Origin of the sequence: Shewanella sp., from assembly GCF_041630135.1 — a bacterium.
Taxonomy (GTDB): Bacteria; Pseudomonadota; Gammaproteobacteria; order Enterobacterales; family Shewanellaceae; genus Shewanella.
Genome location: NZ_JBFKLW010000009.1, coordinates 25539 through 41298, shown reverse-complemented (window position 1 = coordinate 41298; position 15760 = coordinate 25539). Strand labels below are relative to the sequence as shown.

The 15760-nt window shown below is 55.2% G+C and carries 14 protein-coding genes; 10 read left to right on the top strand and 4 right to left on the bottom strand.

Translation table 11 applies throughout. The features are described 5' to 3' along the window. Window positions 1-46 precede the first annotated feature (46 nt). The 10 genes from ABYK60_RS04065 (at window position 47) to ABYK60_RS04020 (ending at window position 12503) form a co-directional block, all read left to right on the top strand. Window positions 47-1870, top strand: coding sequence for a DUF885 family protein (locus tag ABYK60_RS04065; RefSeq protein ID WP_372870653.1), 1824 nt, complete (start codon window positions 47-49; stop codon window positions 1868-1870). A 128-nt stretch (window positions 1871-1998) separates the two neighbouring features. Further along, entirely contained in the window at window positions 1999-2277 is a 279-nt protein-coding gene (locus ABYK60_RS04060) for a peptidylprolyl isomerase (protein ID WP_372870652.1), read from the top strand. A 92-nt stretch (window positions 2278-2369) separates the two neighbouring features. Continuing rightward, on the top strand, window positions 2370-2912 hold the full coding sequence (locus ABYK60_RS04055; protein ID WP_372870651.1) for a GNAT family N-acetyltransferase: 543 nt from the start codon (window positions 2370-2372) through the stop codon (window positions 2910-2912). A gap of 69 nt (window positions 2913-2981) precedes the next feature. Beyond that, window positions 2982-3212, top strand: a complete 231-nt coding sequence (locus ABYK60_RS04050; RefSeq protein ID WP_372870650.1) for an RNA-binding S4 domain-containing protein — start codon at window positions 2982-2984, stop codon at window positions 3210-3212. Between the two features lie 10 nt (window positions 3213-3222). After that, window positions 3223-3633 carry a ribonuclease E inhibitor RraB gene (locus ABYK60_RS04045; RefSeq protein ID WP_372870649.1) on the top strand — a complete coding sequence of 137 codons (411 nt, stop codon included), beginning with the start codon at window positions 3223-3225 and terminating at the stop codon, window positions 3631-3633. 145 nt (window positions 3634-3778) lie between these two features. Then, window positions 3779-5761: an NERD domain-containing protein kinase family protein gene (locus tag ABYK60_RS04040; RefSeq protein ID WP_372870648.1), complete on the top strand. Its 1983-nt coding sequence runs from the start codon at window positions 3779-3781 to the stop codon at window positions 5759-5761. 168 nt (window positions 5762-5929) lie between these two features. Continuing rightward, entirely contained in the window at window positions 5930-6700 is a 771-nt protein-coding gene (locus tag ABYK60_RS04035; protein WP_372870647.1) for a TSUP family transporter, read from the top strand. 99 nt (window positions 6701-6799) lie between these two features. After that, entirely contained in the window at window positions 6800-7942 is a 1143-nt protein-coding gene (locus tag ABYK60_RS04030) for an exonuclease SbcCD subunit D (protein ID WP_372870646.1), read from the top strand. After that, window positions 7939-11001 (top strand): AAA family ATPase, encoded by a 3063-nt coding sequence (locus tag ABYK60_RS04025; protein ID WP_372870645.1) that lies wholly within the window; start codon window positions 7939-7941, stop codon window positions 10999-11001. Before ABYK60_RS04030 ends, ABYK60_RS04025 begins: the two co-directional genes overlap by 4 nt. Before the next feature lie 326 nt (window positions 11002-11327). Next, on the top strand, window positions 11328-12503 hold the full coding sequence (locus ABYK60_RS04020; RefSeq protein ID WP_372870644.1) for a peptidoglycan DD-metalloendopeptidase family protein: 1176 nt from the start codon (window positions 11328-11330) through the stop codon (window positions 12501-12503). A gap of 87 nt (window positions 12504-12590) precedes the next feature. Here ABYK60_RS04020 and ABYK60_RS04015 read toward each other — a convergent pair whose 3' ends face one another. The 4 genes from ABYK60_RS04015 to ABYK60_RS04000 all read right to left on the bottom strand — a co-directional run bounded on the left by ABYK60_RS04015 (window position 12591) and on the right by ABYK60_RS04000 (window position 15508). Further along, entirely contained in the window at window positions 12591-12995 is a 405-nt protein-coding gene (locus tag ABYK60_RS04015; RefSeq protein ID WP_372870643.1) for a hypothetical protein, read from the bottom strand. Between the two features lie 162 nt (window positions 12996-13157). Continuing rightward, window positions 13158-13661, bottom strand: a complete 504-nt coding sequence (locus ABYK60_RS04010) for a YgjP-like metallopeptidase domain-containing protein (protein WP_372870642.1) — start codon at window positions 13659-13661, stop codon at window positions 13158-13160. After that, window positions 13658-14095: a DUF3010 family protein gene (locus ABYK60_RS04005; RefSeq protein ID WP_372870641.1), complete on the bottom strand. Its 438-nt coding sequence runs from the start codon at window positions 14093-14095 to the stop codon at window positions 13658-13660. The genes ABYK60_RS04010 and ABYK60_RS04005 overlap by 4 nt, the downstream gene beginning before the upstream one ends. A gap of 54 nt (window positions 14096-14149) precedes the next feature. Beyond that, a complete protein-coding gene (locus ABYK60_RS04000) occupies window positions 14150-15508 on the bottom strand; it encodes a DEAD/DEAH box helicase (RefSeq protein WP_372870640.1) in 1359 nt (452 codons plus the stop codon). Window positions 15509-15760 lie beyond the last annotated feature (252 nt).

The window sequence follows — 15760 nt, the reverse complement described above, 5'->3', positions numbered from 1 at the left end:
ATTATAGGTAACTTTGCAGTGATTATAGTCAAAGGGAGAAAAGACAATGCAAAAAGGTATATTGGCTCTGGCGGTTTCGGCGGCTCTTTGCTTGGGTGGTTGCGGAGAGGCCCAGACGGTGGCCCCAGCTCAGGCACCGGCCAAAGCCGAGGCGACAAGCAGCTTGGAGGTGTCAGCCGAGGCCCGCTATCTGGCGATGGTCGACAATTACTTTAAGGACTACCTCAAGCTTGAGCCTATTTACGCCACCTTCTTTGGCGTGAATGACTACAACGACCAGTTTGGCGGCGATTTGTCCGATGAATACCTTAAGGGCCGTCACGACTTTAATACCCGCTACCTGGCTGAGGTAAACAAGATAAACCGCGACGCCTTACCTGCCGATTTGCAGCTGTCCTACGACCTGTTTGTGTACGATCGCAATATCGCCCTGGTGGATGAGACCTTCCCGGCGCGTTTCCTGCCGATGAACCAGTTCTACAGCACAGTGATCACCATGATCCAGCTGGGCAGTGGCGAAGCAGCGCAGCCTTTTGCGACCAAACAGGACTACCTGAATTGGGAGTCGCGGGTTGATGGCTTTATCGCCTGGCTCGATAGGGCAGAGGCACGCATGAAAGAAGGCATGGCCAGCAAAGTGGTGTTGCCACGGGTGTTGGTGGAGCGGATGATCCCCCAGTTTACAGCCCAACAAGTGGCCGATGCCAAAGACAGCATCTTCTACGCGCCCATTAGCAAACTGCCTGAGTCCTTCAGCGCCGAAGATAAGCTTGAGCTTGAAAACCGCTATCAGGCGCTGATTAGCGAGCGCCTGCTTCCGGCGCTTGCCCGTATGGAAGGTTTCCTCAAAGAAAGTTATCTGCCTGCTGCCCGCGCGTCTGACGGCTGGTGGGGGCTGCCCAACGGTAAGCTGTGGTATCAGCACCTGGCCAATCTGCACACGACTACTAACAAGTCTGTGGACGACATTCATGACATCGGCCTTGGCGAAGTGTCCCGCATCCTGTCTGAAATGGATAAGGTGCGTCAGCAGGTTGGTTTCGAAGGTGACCTTAAGGCTTTCTTCGCCTCACTTTCCAGCGAGCCGCAGTACTTCTTCAATGAGCGTCAGGGCTTGGTCGATGGTTACATGGCCATCAAGGATGACATCAACAAAGTGCTGCCCAAGTACTTCAACGTAATGCCAAAAGCCGATTATGTGGTTAAGCCGGTGGAAGCCTTCCGTGAGCAATCCGCCGCCGGAGCCTCCTATGAGTCGCCCGCAGTGGATGGCAGCCGTCCTGGTGTGTTTTATATCAACACCTACAACCTCAAGGCTCAGCCTAAGTGGGGCATGACGACTCTGTCATTGCACGAGGCGGCCCCCGGCCACCACTTCCAAATCGCCATCAAGCAGGAGCTGACGGGCGTGCCTGAGTTCCAGCGTTTCAGCGGTTACACCGCCTTCGAAGAAGGTTGGGCGCTCTATGCCGAATATCTGGGTATCGAGATGGGGCTGTTCACCGACCCTTATCAGTACTTTGGTAAGCTCTCTGATGAGATGCTGCGCGCCATGCGTCTGGTGGTGGACACAGGGCTGCATGCCAAGGGCTGGAGCCGTGAGCAGGCCATTCAGTATATGAAGGACAACTCGCCCATGGCCGAAACCGATATCATTGCCGAGGTGGAGCGCTATATGGCCATCCCTGGGCAAGCCTTGTCCTACAAGGTTGGCCAGCTGAAAATCCTGGAGTTGCGTGCCGATGCCGAGAAGCGCCTGGGAGACAAGTTCGATCTGCGCGGCTTCCACGATCAGGTGCTGACCTCGGGTTCGTTGCCGATGGCGGTGATGGAGCAGAAGATCAATCGCTGGGTGGAAAGTCAGCTTTGATGTTTTTTTCATCAGCGGCTTTTTTATTCGTACGAGGATCCCTATACTGGATTTCCTGCTGCTGTGTGCAGGCCATGAGCCGTTAAAAAAGCCGGGGTGGCAGCCCCGATACTGATAAGGAGAAAGCTATGGTTCGGGCAACAGCGAGACACCTTTTGGTCAGCTCTGAGGAACACTGCGAGATCCTGAAACAACTTATTCAAAGCGGTGCGGATTTTGGCGATATCGCCAGACAGCACTCAGTCTGTCCTTCGGGCACTCAGGGTGGTGAACTGGGGGCGTTTGGACCGGGCATGATGGTGCGGGAATTCGATGAAGTGGTATTCAGCGCCCCCATCAATGTGGTTCAGGGACCGGTCAAAACCCAATTTGGTTACCATCTGGTGGAAGTGACCAGTCGGGGATGATAGATTAAAAAACGGCTGCATCGGCAGCCGTTTTCTTTTCTTCAACTTTTTGTTGCCTGCTAATTTATTGTCCACCACAGTAAGGATACCCCGTGCACATTGAGCTTTTCACCGACCGCCTGAAACTGCGCCCCCTCGGGCCTGATGACAAGGCCAATTTTGTGGCCATGCAAAGCGATGCCGGCGTAAACCGATATGTTCGGGTGTGTGAGAGTGTAGAGCTGGTTGAGGCCAAGTTTGCAGCCCGCTTGCTGCCCTGGGAGTATGACAGTGGCGACTGGCTTACTTTGGTGATTGAAACCCTTGAGGGCGATTTTGTTGGCTACTCAGGTTTTCATCAGGACTGTCCGCTGTCGCGGCGCGCCGAAGTGGGCTATATGCTGAGCCCGGTAATGTCCGGCAAGGGCTTTGCCACCGAGGCCACCCGCGCCGTTATCGATTGGGGCGCTCACCTTTTTAATATTCATAAATTTGTAGCCTGGTGCAGTGAGCAAAACCTCGGCTCACGCGCCGTGCTTGAGCGGCTAGGCTTTCAGCTCGAAGGTGTGCTGAAAAACCACAGCCTTATCGGCGATGAATGGCACAACGACTGCGTTTATGGTCTGCTGGCCGCAGATCGCGGTGATGTAAATTAACCGCAACTTCACGCGACAGGCGGCGGTTATGTGTATAATGCAGCGGTTTATAATCAGTGGAGAGCGGCATTGAGCGGTTCAGCATCCAGCCTCACCCTGCATGCGGGTGAAGACTATATTGAGCTTTATAAAGTACTGAAGGTAGAAGGTATGACCGGAGACGGCGCCGAAGCCAAGCGTGTCATTGCCGAAGGCATGGTACTGGTGAATGGTGAAGTGGAAACCCGCAAGCGTAAGAAACTGGTTGCCGGTGACACAGTCGTATTCAATGGTGAAACTGTCGAGATCCTCGCACCCTAAGGAGTAAAAAATGCATTTCCCAGAAGACGATAACGGCCAGATGCTCAAAGCCATGCACGAATCGGGTATCGATTTGTCCAAGCCGCTGGACGTGGATTTTTTCCTGGTGTTTGACGACAAACGCGATGCCGAATCTGCACTTGAAGACTTGGTTGCCCAAGAGGCTGATGGTGAGATTGAGCTGAACTTCAACGAAGAAATCGACAAGTGGGAGCTGATTGTCTGCATCAACATGTTGCCTGAATACGGTGCGCTCGTCGCCAAAGAACTTGAGCTGAACAACTTTGCCGGTCAGTTTGACGGTCAGAGTGACGGCTGGGGTGTGATGCAGCATCAGGAAGGTGATGATGAGTTCATGGATGACGATGACCATGACCACGATCATGACCATCACGGCTGTGGCCCCGGCTGCAACCACTGATAGACCTGAGTAATAACTCATGAAAGCCACCGCTTGCGGTGGCTTTTTATTGCCGTAAACTCAGGTGCTTATAAACAGAATGTGGCATATGCGGCCAGGGCAGGCTTCAGGGCGAAGCAACCGGTCAGCGTGAAAGGAGGCCGAATTGGCAAAACACATCAGCTTTGGAACCCCGGTAAACGATGCCGAGCGCTGGGCCTTTGGTCTGCTGGCCGATGAGCTTCCCACCGATTACTTCTTGCTGACCAATGTGGAGATCCCCACCAAAACTGGTCAGGCCATGGAGGTCGATGCGCTGGTGGTAGGGCAGTGGGGCGTGTATGTGGTCGATGTCAAAGGCTACATCGGCAGGCTCGATGCCGGGCTGCACGCCTGGTTGCTGGATGGCCGCGATGTCGATAACAGCCTTTCCAAAGCCAACTATGTGGCGCGGGTGCTGGCGGGCAAGCTTAAGCACAAGGTGCCTGTTGGCGTGTATGCGCCCTGGTGTCAGGGCATGGTATTCGTTACAGGCCGCAAGGGTGAAGAAATCCAGCTGGATAAGTCCGGCGAAAGCCTCAGCATTTACACCCCCACAGAAATCATTGCCGCGCTGACCAAAGAGTGGGGGCTGACTGCACCACACAAACATCCTGTGACCCAAGCTCAAAAAGAACTGGTGCTGGACACCATAGGTCAGGTTGCCCTGGTGGAGAGCCGCAACAACAAAATCCAGGACTTCATTAAACTTAAGTGTCTGTTTTTACAAAAGGGGCTGGAAGTCTGGCAGGCGGAATATAATCCCGGCGGCTGGAGCGCCCCCTGGCTGCTGAAAATTCTTCATCCCATCGAATTTGAAGACGCCAGTGAGGCCGCTCGCCATGAAGAGCGGCTGCGGGAAGAGTTTAAGCGGCTGCAGGCGCTCTCCGGCCTTGGCGCCGTACCTTACAGCGCGCCGCTTATCCAGGATGGTGAGCAATTGGTGCTGCCTATTCGTATGCCCCGGGGGCTGCCTTTGAATCTGCTGCCGCTGGAACCCTTGTCAACCTATCAAAAACTGGAGATATTGCGCCGCTCGGTCACTGGACTGCAGCAAATCCATCGCCGCGGCCACACGGTGGGAGGCTGGGCTGAAAACTGTGTGTTTGTCAGCGATAGCGGCGATGTGGAGTTTATTGATATTCGCAGTGATGTCAGTGAGTTTGATGATCTGAAAGCCTATGCAGCCGTGTTTCTGAATATCGCCCAGAGCACCAGGCAGCCGCGGATATTTCACTGGTACAGGGCCGCTTCCAAAGGTATGACTGTGGATTTGGATGCGATTCGGGCCGACCTGTCGGCACTGATTGAGCTTGGGGTATGTGACTACGACGAAGCAGCCTTTGAAATTAAACCCGGCGCCGTGATTGAGCATCATTTCAGCCTTATTGAGCAAACCGCGCGGGGGGATCGCAGTGAACTGTGGCGCGCCAAACACGTGCTGGGTAACTTCCCGGTGGCAGTGAGCCTGTATCACAGCACAGAGGCCTCCTGGCCCATGCTGTCCAGTCTTTATCGCAGCCTGAGTCGTATCAGCCATCCCAACATTGAGCGGGTACTGGCCTTTGGACAGCTGCCCCAAAGCGACAGCCTGTTTATTGTGCGAGAGTGGGAACAGGGCGAGGCCCTTAATGCCTGTGGTCCCATAGAACCCGGGCAGCCAATGCGTTGGTTTGCCAAGCTGCTTACTGCGCTCAACTATTTGCATCAGCTGGATATCTACCACGGGGCCATTTGTCCGCAGAACATTATTATTGATGCCGATAATGCCAGTTTGGTGAACTTTGGTGTTGGACTCGATATCGCCGCCAGCTGCTACGCCAGCCAGTATGCCGACCCGGCTTTGTGGGAGCATGAAGGCGAGGCCGAGCGGGATATTTATGGCCTGGTGGCGAGCTTTATCGATGTGCTGACCCCCATAGAACTCAAAGGCGACATGGGGCCTGAGGGAATGCTCAGTGCCCTGCATGCTTTCGATAGAGACTATCTTGGCAAGACGTTGTTTGATTATTGTGAAGCTGTGCTGACCTTTAAGGCACAGGTCGACCCCGATACCTGTTACCTCAAGCAGTTCGGCCTAGAAGACTACAGCGACGTGAACTTTTGCTGATTGAAAACTGTCGCAATTGTCCCTTTGCTCCGGGGGCAATTGCGTGCTTGCCTGCCTTTGCCTTTTACGGCAAAAAAGCGTTAAATGCTGGTTTCGAATTTCCCAATACCGACACCCGACGCCCGCCGGTTTGTGTCGATTTCGCTTGACTGACCTTTGGATATAAACATGGATTTTTCGCTGACCCTTGAGCTTGCTGCGGTGCTGTTTGTGGTGGCTATGGTGGCCGGTTTTATCGACGCCATTGCCGGTGGCGGTGGCTTGCTGACCATTCCTGCGCTGATGTGGGTGGGCCTGTCTCCGGCGGCGGCGCTTGCGACCAACAAGTTGCAGGCCTGCGGTGGCAGTTTCTCGGCCAGTTTGTATTTCGTTCGCAAAAAGATGGTAGATTTGCGCACTCTCAAGTTATCGATATTCTGTGCTTTTTTAGGCTCGGCGCTGGGAACTATTGCTATTCAACTGATTGATGCCGGGGTACTGGAGAAATTGTTACCCTTTCTGATCCTGGCCATTGGTGCGTACTTTTTGTTTTCCAAAAAAGTGAGTGAAGACGACAGACACAGGGTCTTGGCGCCAACGGCTTTTGCCTTTACTGCGGCATTGGGCATAGGTTTTTACGATGGCTTCTTTGGCCCCGGCACCGGCAGCTTCTTCGCGCTGGCCTTTGTGAGTCTGGCAGGTTTTGGCCTTGCCAAGGCCACTGCACATGCCAAGGTGCTTAACTTTGCCACCAATATCTCGTCGCTTATCTTTTTTGCCCTCGGCGGTAAGGTGGTCTGGCTATTGGGTGGCCTGATGCTGGTGGGGCAGGCGCTGGGTGCCACCTTGGGTTCGAGACTCGTCATCACCAAGGGCACGGCCATTATCAAGCCGCTGGTGGTGACCATGTCGGTGGCGATGAGTGTTAAGCTGCTGGGCAACGAATTCCAGTGGTGGTGAAGCCGCAGGCAGATAGCGGCAAAACGCCGTTTTCTGCCTTCACAGCGCTGTGCTAATCCCCTAGTATGAGTCTCAATTTCAAAGCAAAAAGGCGTTTTCATGAGATTCATCCATACCTCGGATTGGCACCTTGGCCGCACGCTGCACAATCAATCGCTGCTGGACGAGCAGGCCGGGATGTTGCAAAGCCTGCTGGAGCTTATCCGCATCCATGAGGTGGACGCCTTACTGATATCCGGCGATATCTTTGACCGCTCAGTGCCGCCTGCGGCCGCGGTAACCCTACTGGATGATTTTCTGGATCAGGTCACCACAACCCTGGGGGTGGCTGTGGTTGCCATTGGCGGCAACCATGACGGTCAGGAGCGCATTGCATTCGGTGCGCGGCAAATGGCCGGGGCCGGGCTCTATATTCAGGGGCCTGTGAGCGCCGAGGTAAAGCCGGTTCGCATCGATGGCAAAGACGGCAGCGCCTTTTTCTATCCTATTCCCTACGCCGAGCCAGCGCTGGTCAGGCATCTCCTCGATGAAGATGTGCACACCCACGAAGAGGCCATGGCGGCGCTGCTTGGGCAGGTACAGGCTCACGACAGCCAGGGCTTACCCAAAGTCGTGCTCAGCCACTGCTTTTTGGACGGCGGCAGCGAGTCGGACTCAGAGCGGCCGCTGTCCATCGGCGGCGCCGATCGTATCTCGCCATCGCTATTTGCACCCTTCGATTATGTTGCCCTCGGGCACCTTCATGGCCCTCAATACAAGGGAGCCGAGCATGTGCGTTACTCGGGCTCGCCACTCAAATATTCCTTCAGCGAGCAAAACCAGAAGAAATCGGTGACCCTGGTGGAGCTTAAGCCCAATCAGCCACCTGTTATCGAGCTGCTGCCGATTACGCCAAAACGCGATGTGCGGGTGATTGAAGGCCTGCTGGCTGAGCTGCTTGAACGAGGGAAAACCGATGCCACCCGGGAGGATTACCTGATGGTGCGGCTGCTGGACACCCAGGCGATTCTGGAGCCCATGGCCAAACTCAGGGCCGTGTATCCCAATGTGCTGCATCTGGAGCGCACGGGGCTGATGCAGGCCCGCCAGGTGGATGGGCCGGGCAGGGAGCGCATTCAAAAGAGTGAACTGGCCATGTTTGAAGACTTCTTCAGCCAAGTACAGGGTGAGCAGATGACAGAGCCCCAGCGGCAATTGATGACAGAACTTATCTCGTCGCTGCACAAGGGGGATGCCCAATGAAGCCGCTGACCCTTGAGATGACCGCCTTTGGCCCCTTTGCTGACACCCAAAGGCTGGATTTTACCGCCCTTGGCGACTGGCCGCTGTTCCTGATTAACGGCCCTACCGGCGCAGGCAAGACCACTATTCTCGATGCCATTTGTTTCGCACTGTATGGCAAGACCACAGGCAACGAGCGCGAAGGTACCCAGATGCGCTGCGACAGTGCCCCCGACAGCCTGCTCACCGAAGTGGTGTTTGAGTTTGGTCTGGCGGATAAGCGCTATCGGGTCAGGCGAACTCCCGAGCAGCAGCGGGCCAAAAAAAGTGGTGATGGTTATACGGTGCAAAAGAGTGAAGCTTTCCTCGAGCGGCTTGAAGGGGACAGCGCCGTGCCCATGGCCTCGGCCAAGGTCACCGAGGTGACCGCCGAGATAGAAGATTTGCTCGGGCTTGAGGTTGAGCAGTTTCGTCAGGTGATGGTGCTGCCCCAGGGGCAGTTTCGAAAGCTGCTGCTGGCCGACTCCAAAGAGCGCGAGGCCATCTTCGGCCAGCTGTTTCAAACAGGCATTTATAAACGTATCGAAGACAGCCTTAAGCAGCGGGCGTTGGAGCTCAAAGCCAAAGCCCGTGAACTCGAGGCGCGAAGAGCTGGGATTCTGGAAACCGCAGGCGCCGAAAGCCTGGATGCGCTCAACGCCGCTATATCAGCCCTTGCGCCTGAGCTTGCCAGCGCTGCAGACGCCAAACTCGCCGCCGAGACCAAACTCGCCGCCGCCAAAGCCGGGCGTCAGGCGGCAGAAGCCAGGCTGCGTGAATTTAGCGCCCTGAATGACACCAAGGCGCGGCTCGAGGCCGAAAACGCCAGGGCCGAGTCTATGGCTGCTCTGGGCATTCAGCTTGAGCGCGCGACACTCGCAGAGTCCCTTGCTGGTGCATGGCATGCCTGGGAAGAGCGTGAAAAAGAGCGCGTAAGCGCTGAAACCGCGGCTATGCAAGCCGTTGAAGAGGCAAAACAGGCCGAGACTGCGCTGGCGCATGCCAGAGAGGCGGCATTCGCTCTGCCCGAGTTGGATGCAAAACGCCAGCAGCTCAGGGCGGACGCCGAGCGACTGGCTGAGTGGCGCCCAAGAATGAGCAGACTGTCGGCGCTGAGTGAGGCAATTGCCACGCTTGGACAGGGGCTTAGTGCACTTGATGCCAATCTTGCCCATGTTCGCAGCCAGCTTGGTGATACCCTGGGCCGCATGGCGCAGCTTACCCAGCAGCGGCGTGACCTGTCGGCGCTGGCAAGCAGCGCCGGGAGCCTTGAGGCCGCGCTGGTGCAGCAAACTCAGGCGTTCGAGCGTCAGCAGCAATTTATTGAAAAAGAGCGGCAGGCGCATAAGCTTGGTGCCGAGCTTTCACGGCTTGAGGCGGACGGCCGTCAGGCCAAGGTCAATCAGGAACGGCTCACCCATGCCCGCGAACTGCTGGAGCTTGCCTGGCATCAGGGGCAGGCCGCGATTCTGGCAGCAAGGCTTTTACCCGGCGAGCCGTGTTCTGTGTGTGGCAGTAAGGATCACCCAAATCCTGCTCACCATGAAGGGATGCTGCCGGGTGATGATGAACTTGCCGCAGCCAGAGACGCCGAGCAGCAGGCGAGGGAACTGCTTAGCCGCGCCCGCTCGGATTACAAGGCGCAAAAGCAGCGTCTCGATGCCATGGCGCAGGAGCTTGCACATGATGCGGCGGCTTTGGGAGATGCGCTTGCTTCCAGTCTGGAGCAAAAGCAGCTTGTTCTTCTCAAGAGCCGCGAGGCGTGTCAGAACGCCAAAGCGGCTCTGCACTCGTTGCAGGCATTGGAAAATGAGCTGGAGCAGTTGGGCCATAGTCAAAAGCAGTTACAGGCTCAGATAGAAGAACTGCAGCGTCAGCGCGAGCAGCAATCCGGAGAGCTGCAAAAAGCCAGCGGTGAAAAAGAGAGTCTCAGCAGTGCCATACCTGAGCTGTGTCAGCGCCTTGGCAGCGAGCAGGCTTTTGATGAGCACCTTGCCACGCTTGCAGAGCAATTCAATGCGCTCAGTGCGCAGATGGATGAGCTGCAAGTCCGGCTAAAAGAGGCCGAAACCCGTCAAACCCAATGCAATGAGCGCAGGGATGCATTGCAGCAGGCCCTGACCGGGGCATGCAGCCGCGCCGCCGCGGCGAAGTCGCGTCTCGATAGTGAACTTGTTGCAAAGGGCTTCGCTGATACGACGAGCTTTAATCAGGCACGTATGAGTGCTGATGAGATGAGCGCTGCCAAAAACAGTATCGCCAGCTGGCAGCAGCAGCTCGCAGGACTGAAAGAGCGGCTCGCGGCTCAGCAGGAGGCCCTGGGCGATGCTCTGCCACCGGATTTGACAGAGCTGGCCGCCGCAGAAGCCTGTGCCCAGGAGGAGTTTGGCCAATCCAACCAGCGCTGGCAGTCACTCAACGACACCCAGGTAATGTACAGCCGGGCCCGGGCGCAGCTTGGCAGCGAAGCAGAGGCAGCAGCCAGACTCGATGAAGATTATGCACTTATTGGCACGCTCTCCGATGCCGCCAGCGGTCAGACGGGGGCGCGTATCAGTCTGCAGCGTTTTGTGCTCGGCGTCTTGCTCGATGATGTACTGATTGAAGCCAGCAGCCGTTTGCATCTGATGAGTAAGGGGCGCTACCGACTTATTCGCAAAGAAGACAAAGCCAAAGGTAACCGCGCTTCCGGCCTGGATTTGGATGTGGAAGATGCGTACAGCGGTAAGCTTAGGCCTGTCGCCACCCTCAGTGGCGGTGAGAGCTTTATGGCGGCATTGTCGCTGGCATTGGGGCTTTCTGATGTGGTGCAGGCCTATGCCGGCGGCATCAAGCTCGATACCCTGTTTATCGATGAAGGATTTGGCAGCCTGGATCAGGACTCGTTGGAGCTGGCCATCCGAACCCTGGTAGACCTGCAGTCGGCTGGGCGCATGATTGGGGTGATATCCCATGTCACCGAGATGAAAGAGCAGATCCAGACCCGGGTGGAGATAAGTAAAGGGAGTGACGGCAGTAACATCAGCCTGACCATACCCTGAGCTTCGTTTGATTACCGCTGAAAGCATTCTTGTGTCACATTTTTCCCCGGTCGCTTTTGCTAATGTCCGATGGGCTGAAAGACAGGCTTGGCGCTGCCATGCAGGAAAAGGCTTGTGTCGGGCTGGTTTTTTGGTATAACAAGGTGCAATCCCTGCAAAATAGCAGGGTTTTATACCTATAAGAATGACTGGCAGTACAGGAAATTTCAGGGTTGATTAATCAAATCTCTAATAAAAACAATGTGCTTTTTTCGCATATTGCCAGTTTGCCCAGCTTTCATAAGCGTGTCCTGCTGTTGGGCGGTTTACTGGTTGGTGTGTCTTTAATGTGGCCATCGGTTCAACAACCTGTTACGGACCGTATTCCCATTCATCTGGACATAGATTCCTTATTACCTGAGGTGTCCGATGCGCCTCTGCCATTGGCTGCTGGCGAAACAGTTGCTGATTTCGATCATCTGATTGTCTCCGGCGATACCCTGAGTGGACTTTTCTCCCGTGCCGGTGTGGACCAGCAGACCATGTACAAGGTGCTGGAAGCCGATATGAGTATTCTGGCACTCGATACCCTGATGCCGGAAAACCGCATCAGATTCTGGCTGGATGATAAAAATGAGCTGCAAAAATTGGAGCTGTATTTCAGCCCCGCCCGTCAGGTGGTGTTCAGCCGCTTTGAAGACGGCAGCTTTAACGTGGATGAAATCGTTGTTGATGGCCTTTGGCAGAATCGTATTGCCAGTGGTGAAATTCGAGGCTCTTTTTACGTATCTGCCCAGCGTATGGGGCTCTCTGCAGGTGAAATCGCCAAAATTGAGTCGTTGCTGAAGGAGAAAATGAATTTCTCCCGCGATTTGCGAGCAGGGGATACCTTCTCTGTATTGGTGAATGATCAGTATGTGGAAGGTGTTGCCACGGGTGCCAGTCAAATCCTGGGTGTCCAAATTAAAAGCGGTAAGCGCGAAACTACCGCGTTCCAGCACAACGATGGTAACTTCTATGATGCAAAAGGCCACAATCTGGCCAGAGCGTTTCAACGGGTGCCGCTGGAAAAGTCCTATCGCATGAGCAGCCGCTTTAATCCCGTCCGTAAGCACCCGGTTACCGGCCGTGTGTCACCCCATAATGGTGCCGATTTTGCCACTCCGATTGGCACTAAGGTGGTGGCTCCCGGTGATGGTGTGGTGACTATGGTGACCGACCACAAGTTTGCCGGAAAGTATGTAGTAATTGAGCATGGTAACAAGTTCCGCACTCGGTTCCTGCATCTCTCCAAGGCTCTGGTACGTAAGGGTGACAGAGTCAGCCGTGGCCAGGTTATCGCTCTTTCGGGCAATACAGGCCGTTCCACCGGGCCACATCTGCACTATGAATTCCACGTAAATGGCCGTCCGGTCGATCCTATGAAGGTGTCGCTGCCGACTTCGACCCAGCTGAATTCATCTGAGCTGTCTGAGTTTATGTCCATTGTTCGAAGCCGACAGATGCTGATGGATCTGGGTTAATCCCAACGCAGGCAGCCAAATAAAAAGCGACCTCAAGGTCGCTTTTTATTTGGCTGTTTACAGAATTTTAAGGTAACTGCCTTTGTATTAACCGGCTTTGCGCTTGGCGAGCTTCAACGCGCACTGACATAAACCACCGCGTTTGGCTGCGCAGCCACCGCAGGGCTTACGTTTAAGTGGCGTCAGGGCGAAGGCCATGGTGCCGATGGCCGGACGCAGCATTCTTACTGCTGGCAGAGTGTCGTCATTGGCACTTTGGGGAAATGCTTTGAGATTGTCTGCCGCCATTTGTTTCAGCGTGCGGCGGGTAGCCTTCTTTTCGGCTTTGCTATGGAGCGCGGGGGCCTCTGGCAGGGCATTTTGCAACAGGCCAGCAAGCTCACTTACCTTGGCTTTCAGAGCCTTATCCCTGATATCACGCTTTTTAAACCCCAATGATTTACGGGCTGCCTTGCGGCACATTTTTTCCAGGCGTTTGTCGGCTTTGGCCATGGGACTCCTGTTGTGACGTTTATGGTCATAACACAGTGACTATGCAGTTTATTCTAAATGAAAATCGTTATCAGTCAATGCTGTGTCTGCGGTGTGAGTCACAAAGGCAGCGGGCATTTGGGCGGGCTTGGCGTGTGGGATGCTTGAGATGCGGGTTTAGCGTCAGCCCGGAAACGGCGATTGGCCTGCATCGATAGCGGTCAGCAGCAGACGCAGATCAAACTCCAGCTGGTGATAGTCACCATCCATATGGCAGCAAAGCTGGTAGAAGGCCTTATTGTGGTCGCGCTCTTTGAGGTGCGCCAGTTCATGAATGACCACCATCCGCAGCAGAGGCTCTGGTGCGGTTTTCAGTCTTGAGCTGATGCGGATTTCCCGTTTGGCCTTAAGCTTACTGCCCTGAACCCGGGAGATACTGGTATGTAAACCAAGGGCCTGCTGTTTTAGGCTGATTTTGTCATCGAAACAGACTTTGGCGAGGGGATCTGCGCGCTTAAGGAAGCGGTTTTTCAGGGCCTGGGTGTAGTCGAACAGGGCTTTGTCGGTGCGGATGCTGTGGTCGGCACGGTAACGCCGTGCCAACACATCGCCAAGTTTACCCGCATCGAGCAAGGCGGCCACCTGGGCACGCACCTGCTCGGGGTAGTGAGCCAGATATTGGCTCACAGCTTGCCGTAGATTTTACCGTTGAGGAAGGCATAAGCCGCTTCAAAGGCGGGTTGCTGGAAACGCTTGAGGCCCAGCACTTCAAAGTCCACTTGAGGTGGATTGCGCTTGCACAGTTCACGGATGGCGGTTGGCTTCATCAGCTGCACCGGCAGGCCGCACAGCTGAATGGCGGTTTCCAGTTTAAAGCTGATGGCGCTGCCAGCGGCCTTGCCTTTGTGCTCACGTTCAATCAGGGCGACAGCCTCGATTTTGTAGTCTTCCATCAGCTTGCTGAACGCAAAATGGAACTCGGTCATGGCTTCCTGTGCGCTGGCATTGGAGATGGTGAAGGTGTGCTTACGGCACTCAGGCACGTTGAAGGCTTCCCGGTCATAACTTACCAGGCTGATAATGGCCTCTGCGCCTTTAAGCTCTACGCCACATACTTTCATTTTTGGACCCTTATTTTCAAAACTCTTAACTGGTTAACTTCGCCTGTCAGGCGCTTATTCCGACTCGTCTTCCGGCGTGTCAATGACCGACGCTTCGGGTTTGGGCTTTTTGCGGATCATTGGCGCATCGCCTACATCCACGCCCGTGATAAAACGGCGATCCCTTGCTTGGACTGGACCTTTGGCTTTGCTGCTGTCACTGCGCTTTTTCACAGGTTTGTCAGCGTTTTCCGCCTTTTGCGGGCGAACCCGCTTGGGCTTAAGGCCGGTAAAGCTGGCTTCAAGGCCTGGTAAGGTGCTGAATTCGAAAGTTTTACGAAGCAACAGCTGCACCTTGAGGAAGTTGTCCCAGTCTTTCGGGCCAACCAGAGACACGGCACTGCCTTTGTTACCGGCGCGGCCAGTGCGACCAATGCGGTGCACGTATTCTTCAGCAAATTTGGGCATGTCGAAGTTAACCACCAGCGACACAGTGCCAATGTCCAGGCCGCGGGACGCCACATCTGTGGTTACCAGAATGCGGCAATGGCCACGGCTGAAACCATCCATGATCTGGTTACGCTGACTCTGGCGCAGTTCACCTGAGAGAGCCGCGGTATTGTGGCCCTTGTCGGCCAGCAGGCTTGCCAGTCTCTCTGTGTCCTGACGGGTGGCAGTGAAAATCATCACCTGACGGAAATCGTCCTGTTCCAGCAGTTTTTCAAGCAACGCCTGCTTGTGGTCCAGATGATCCGCAAGCAGAATTTTCTGGTCGATATCGGCGTGTCCCAGATGCACCGCATCGATGGCAACATGCTCCGGGTTTTCCAAAAGTTCGCCCGCCAGCTCCTGCACTTCACCGTGATCCAGTGTCGCCGAGAACATCAGGGTCTGGCGGCGGCGGTGGTCGGCGGCTGCATTGATGGCTTTGAGCTGCGGGGCAAAACCCAAATCCAACATACGGTCTGCTTCATCCAGTACCAGCAGTTCCAGGCCATTCAGGAACAGGTGCTTTTGCGACAGGTGGTCGGCAATTCGGCCCGGGGTAGCCACGATAAAGTGCGGATCCCGTGCCAGTGCCTTGGCCTGGTCGTTGAAGTTCTCTCCGCCGAGCACGCTGATGGCACGGTATTGAGTATTGGCCACCAGAAGACGCAGCTGGGCGTACACCTGCTGCGCCAGTTCGCGGGTTGGCAGTAGGATCAGTACCCGCGGATCGCGCTTGGACAAAGACTTGGTGGAAATCACCCGTTGCAGCGCCGGCAGCAAAAATGCCAGCGTCTTTCCCGACCCCGTCTTGGATGAGGCCATTAAATCTCGGCCACTCATGGCAACCGGAATGGCCTGACTCTGGATGGGAGTAGGCGTCTCTATGCCCATATGTTTGAGGCTTTGCAAGAGGCGCTTATCGAGGGAAAAATCAGAAAATTGCAATGGATGGTCTCCGGAAAAATTTAAGCCAGCAATTATAGCGCCAACGGTCCCTTGGCGCTATGGCAACCTGTGAGTACTGGGTATACGCAAGTCTGCGTCTAGCGCAGAGCTGTGCTGATATCTGTGATCGACGTCGGAAAAGCGGCCATTTAACTTTATTCGATTGGGTATTTGGCTTAAGTTTGGCCAATCGTAAATTACTTGAACCCCGCAGGGTATCGGCCCCACCGGAGCTGTAAATGGACTTTTGGA

What these genes read in the sequence shown, in the direction of transcription:
- ABYK60_RS04005 (WP_372870641.1), bottom strand. Translation starts at nt 14,095, where the DNA reads ATGAAAGTATGTGGCGTAGAGCTTAAAGGCGCAGAGGCCATTATCAGC.
- ABYK60_RS04030 (WP_372870646.1), top strand. Translation starts at nt 6,800, where the DNA reads ATGAGATTCATCCATACCTCGGATTGGCACCTTGGCCGCACGCTGCAC.
- ABYK60_RS04065 (WP_372870653.1), top strand. Translation starts at nt 47, where the DNA reads ATGCAAAAAGGTATATTGGCTCTGGCGGTTTCGGCGGCTCTTTGCTTG.
- ABYK60_RS04060 (WP_372870652.1), top strand. Translation starts at nt 1,999, where the DNA reads ATGGTTCGGGCAACAGCGAGACACCTTTTGGTCAGCTCTGAGGAACAC.
- ABYK60_RS04020 (WP_372870644.1), top strand. Translation starts at nt 11,328, where the DNA reads ATGTGGCCATCGGTTCAACAACCTGTTACGGACCGTATTCCCATTCAT.
- ABYK60_RS04035 (WP_372870647.1), top strand. Translation starts at nt 5,930, where the DNA reads ATGGATTTTTCGCTGACCCTTGAGCTTGCTGCGGTGCTGTTTGTGGTG.
- ABYK60_RS04025 (WP_372870645.1), top strand. Translation starts at nt 7,939, where the DNA reads ATGAAGCCGCTGACCCTTGAGATGACCGCCTTTGGCCCCTTTGCTGAC.
- ABYK60_RS04015 (WP_372870643.1), bottom strand. Translation starts at nt 12,995, where the DNA reads ATGGCCAAAGCCGACAAACGCCTGGAAAAAATGTGCCGCAAGGCAGCC.
- ABYK60_RS04045 (WP_372870649.1), top strand. Translation starts at nt 3,223, where the DNA reads ATGCATTTCCCAGAAGACGATAACGGCCAGATGCTCAAAGCCATGCAC.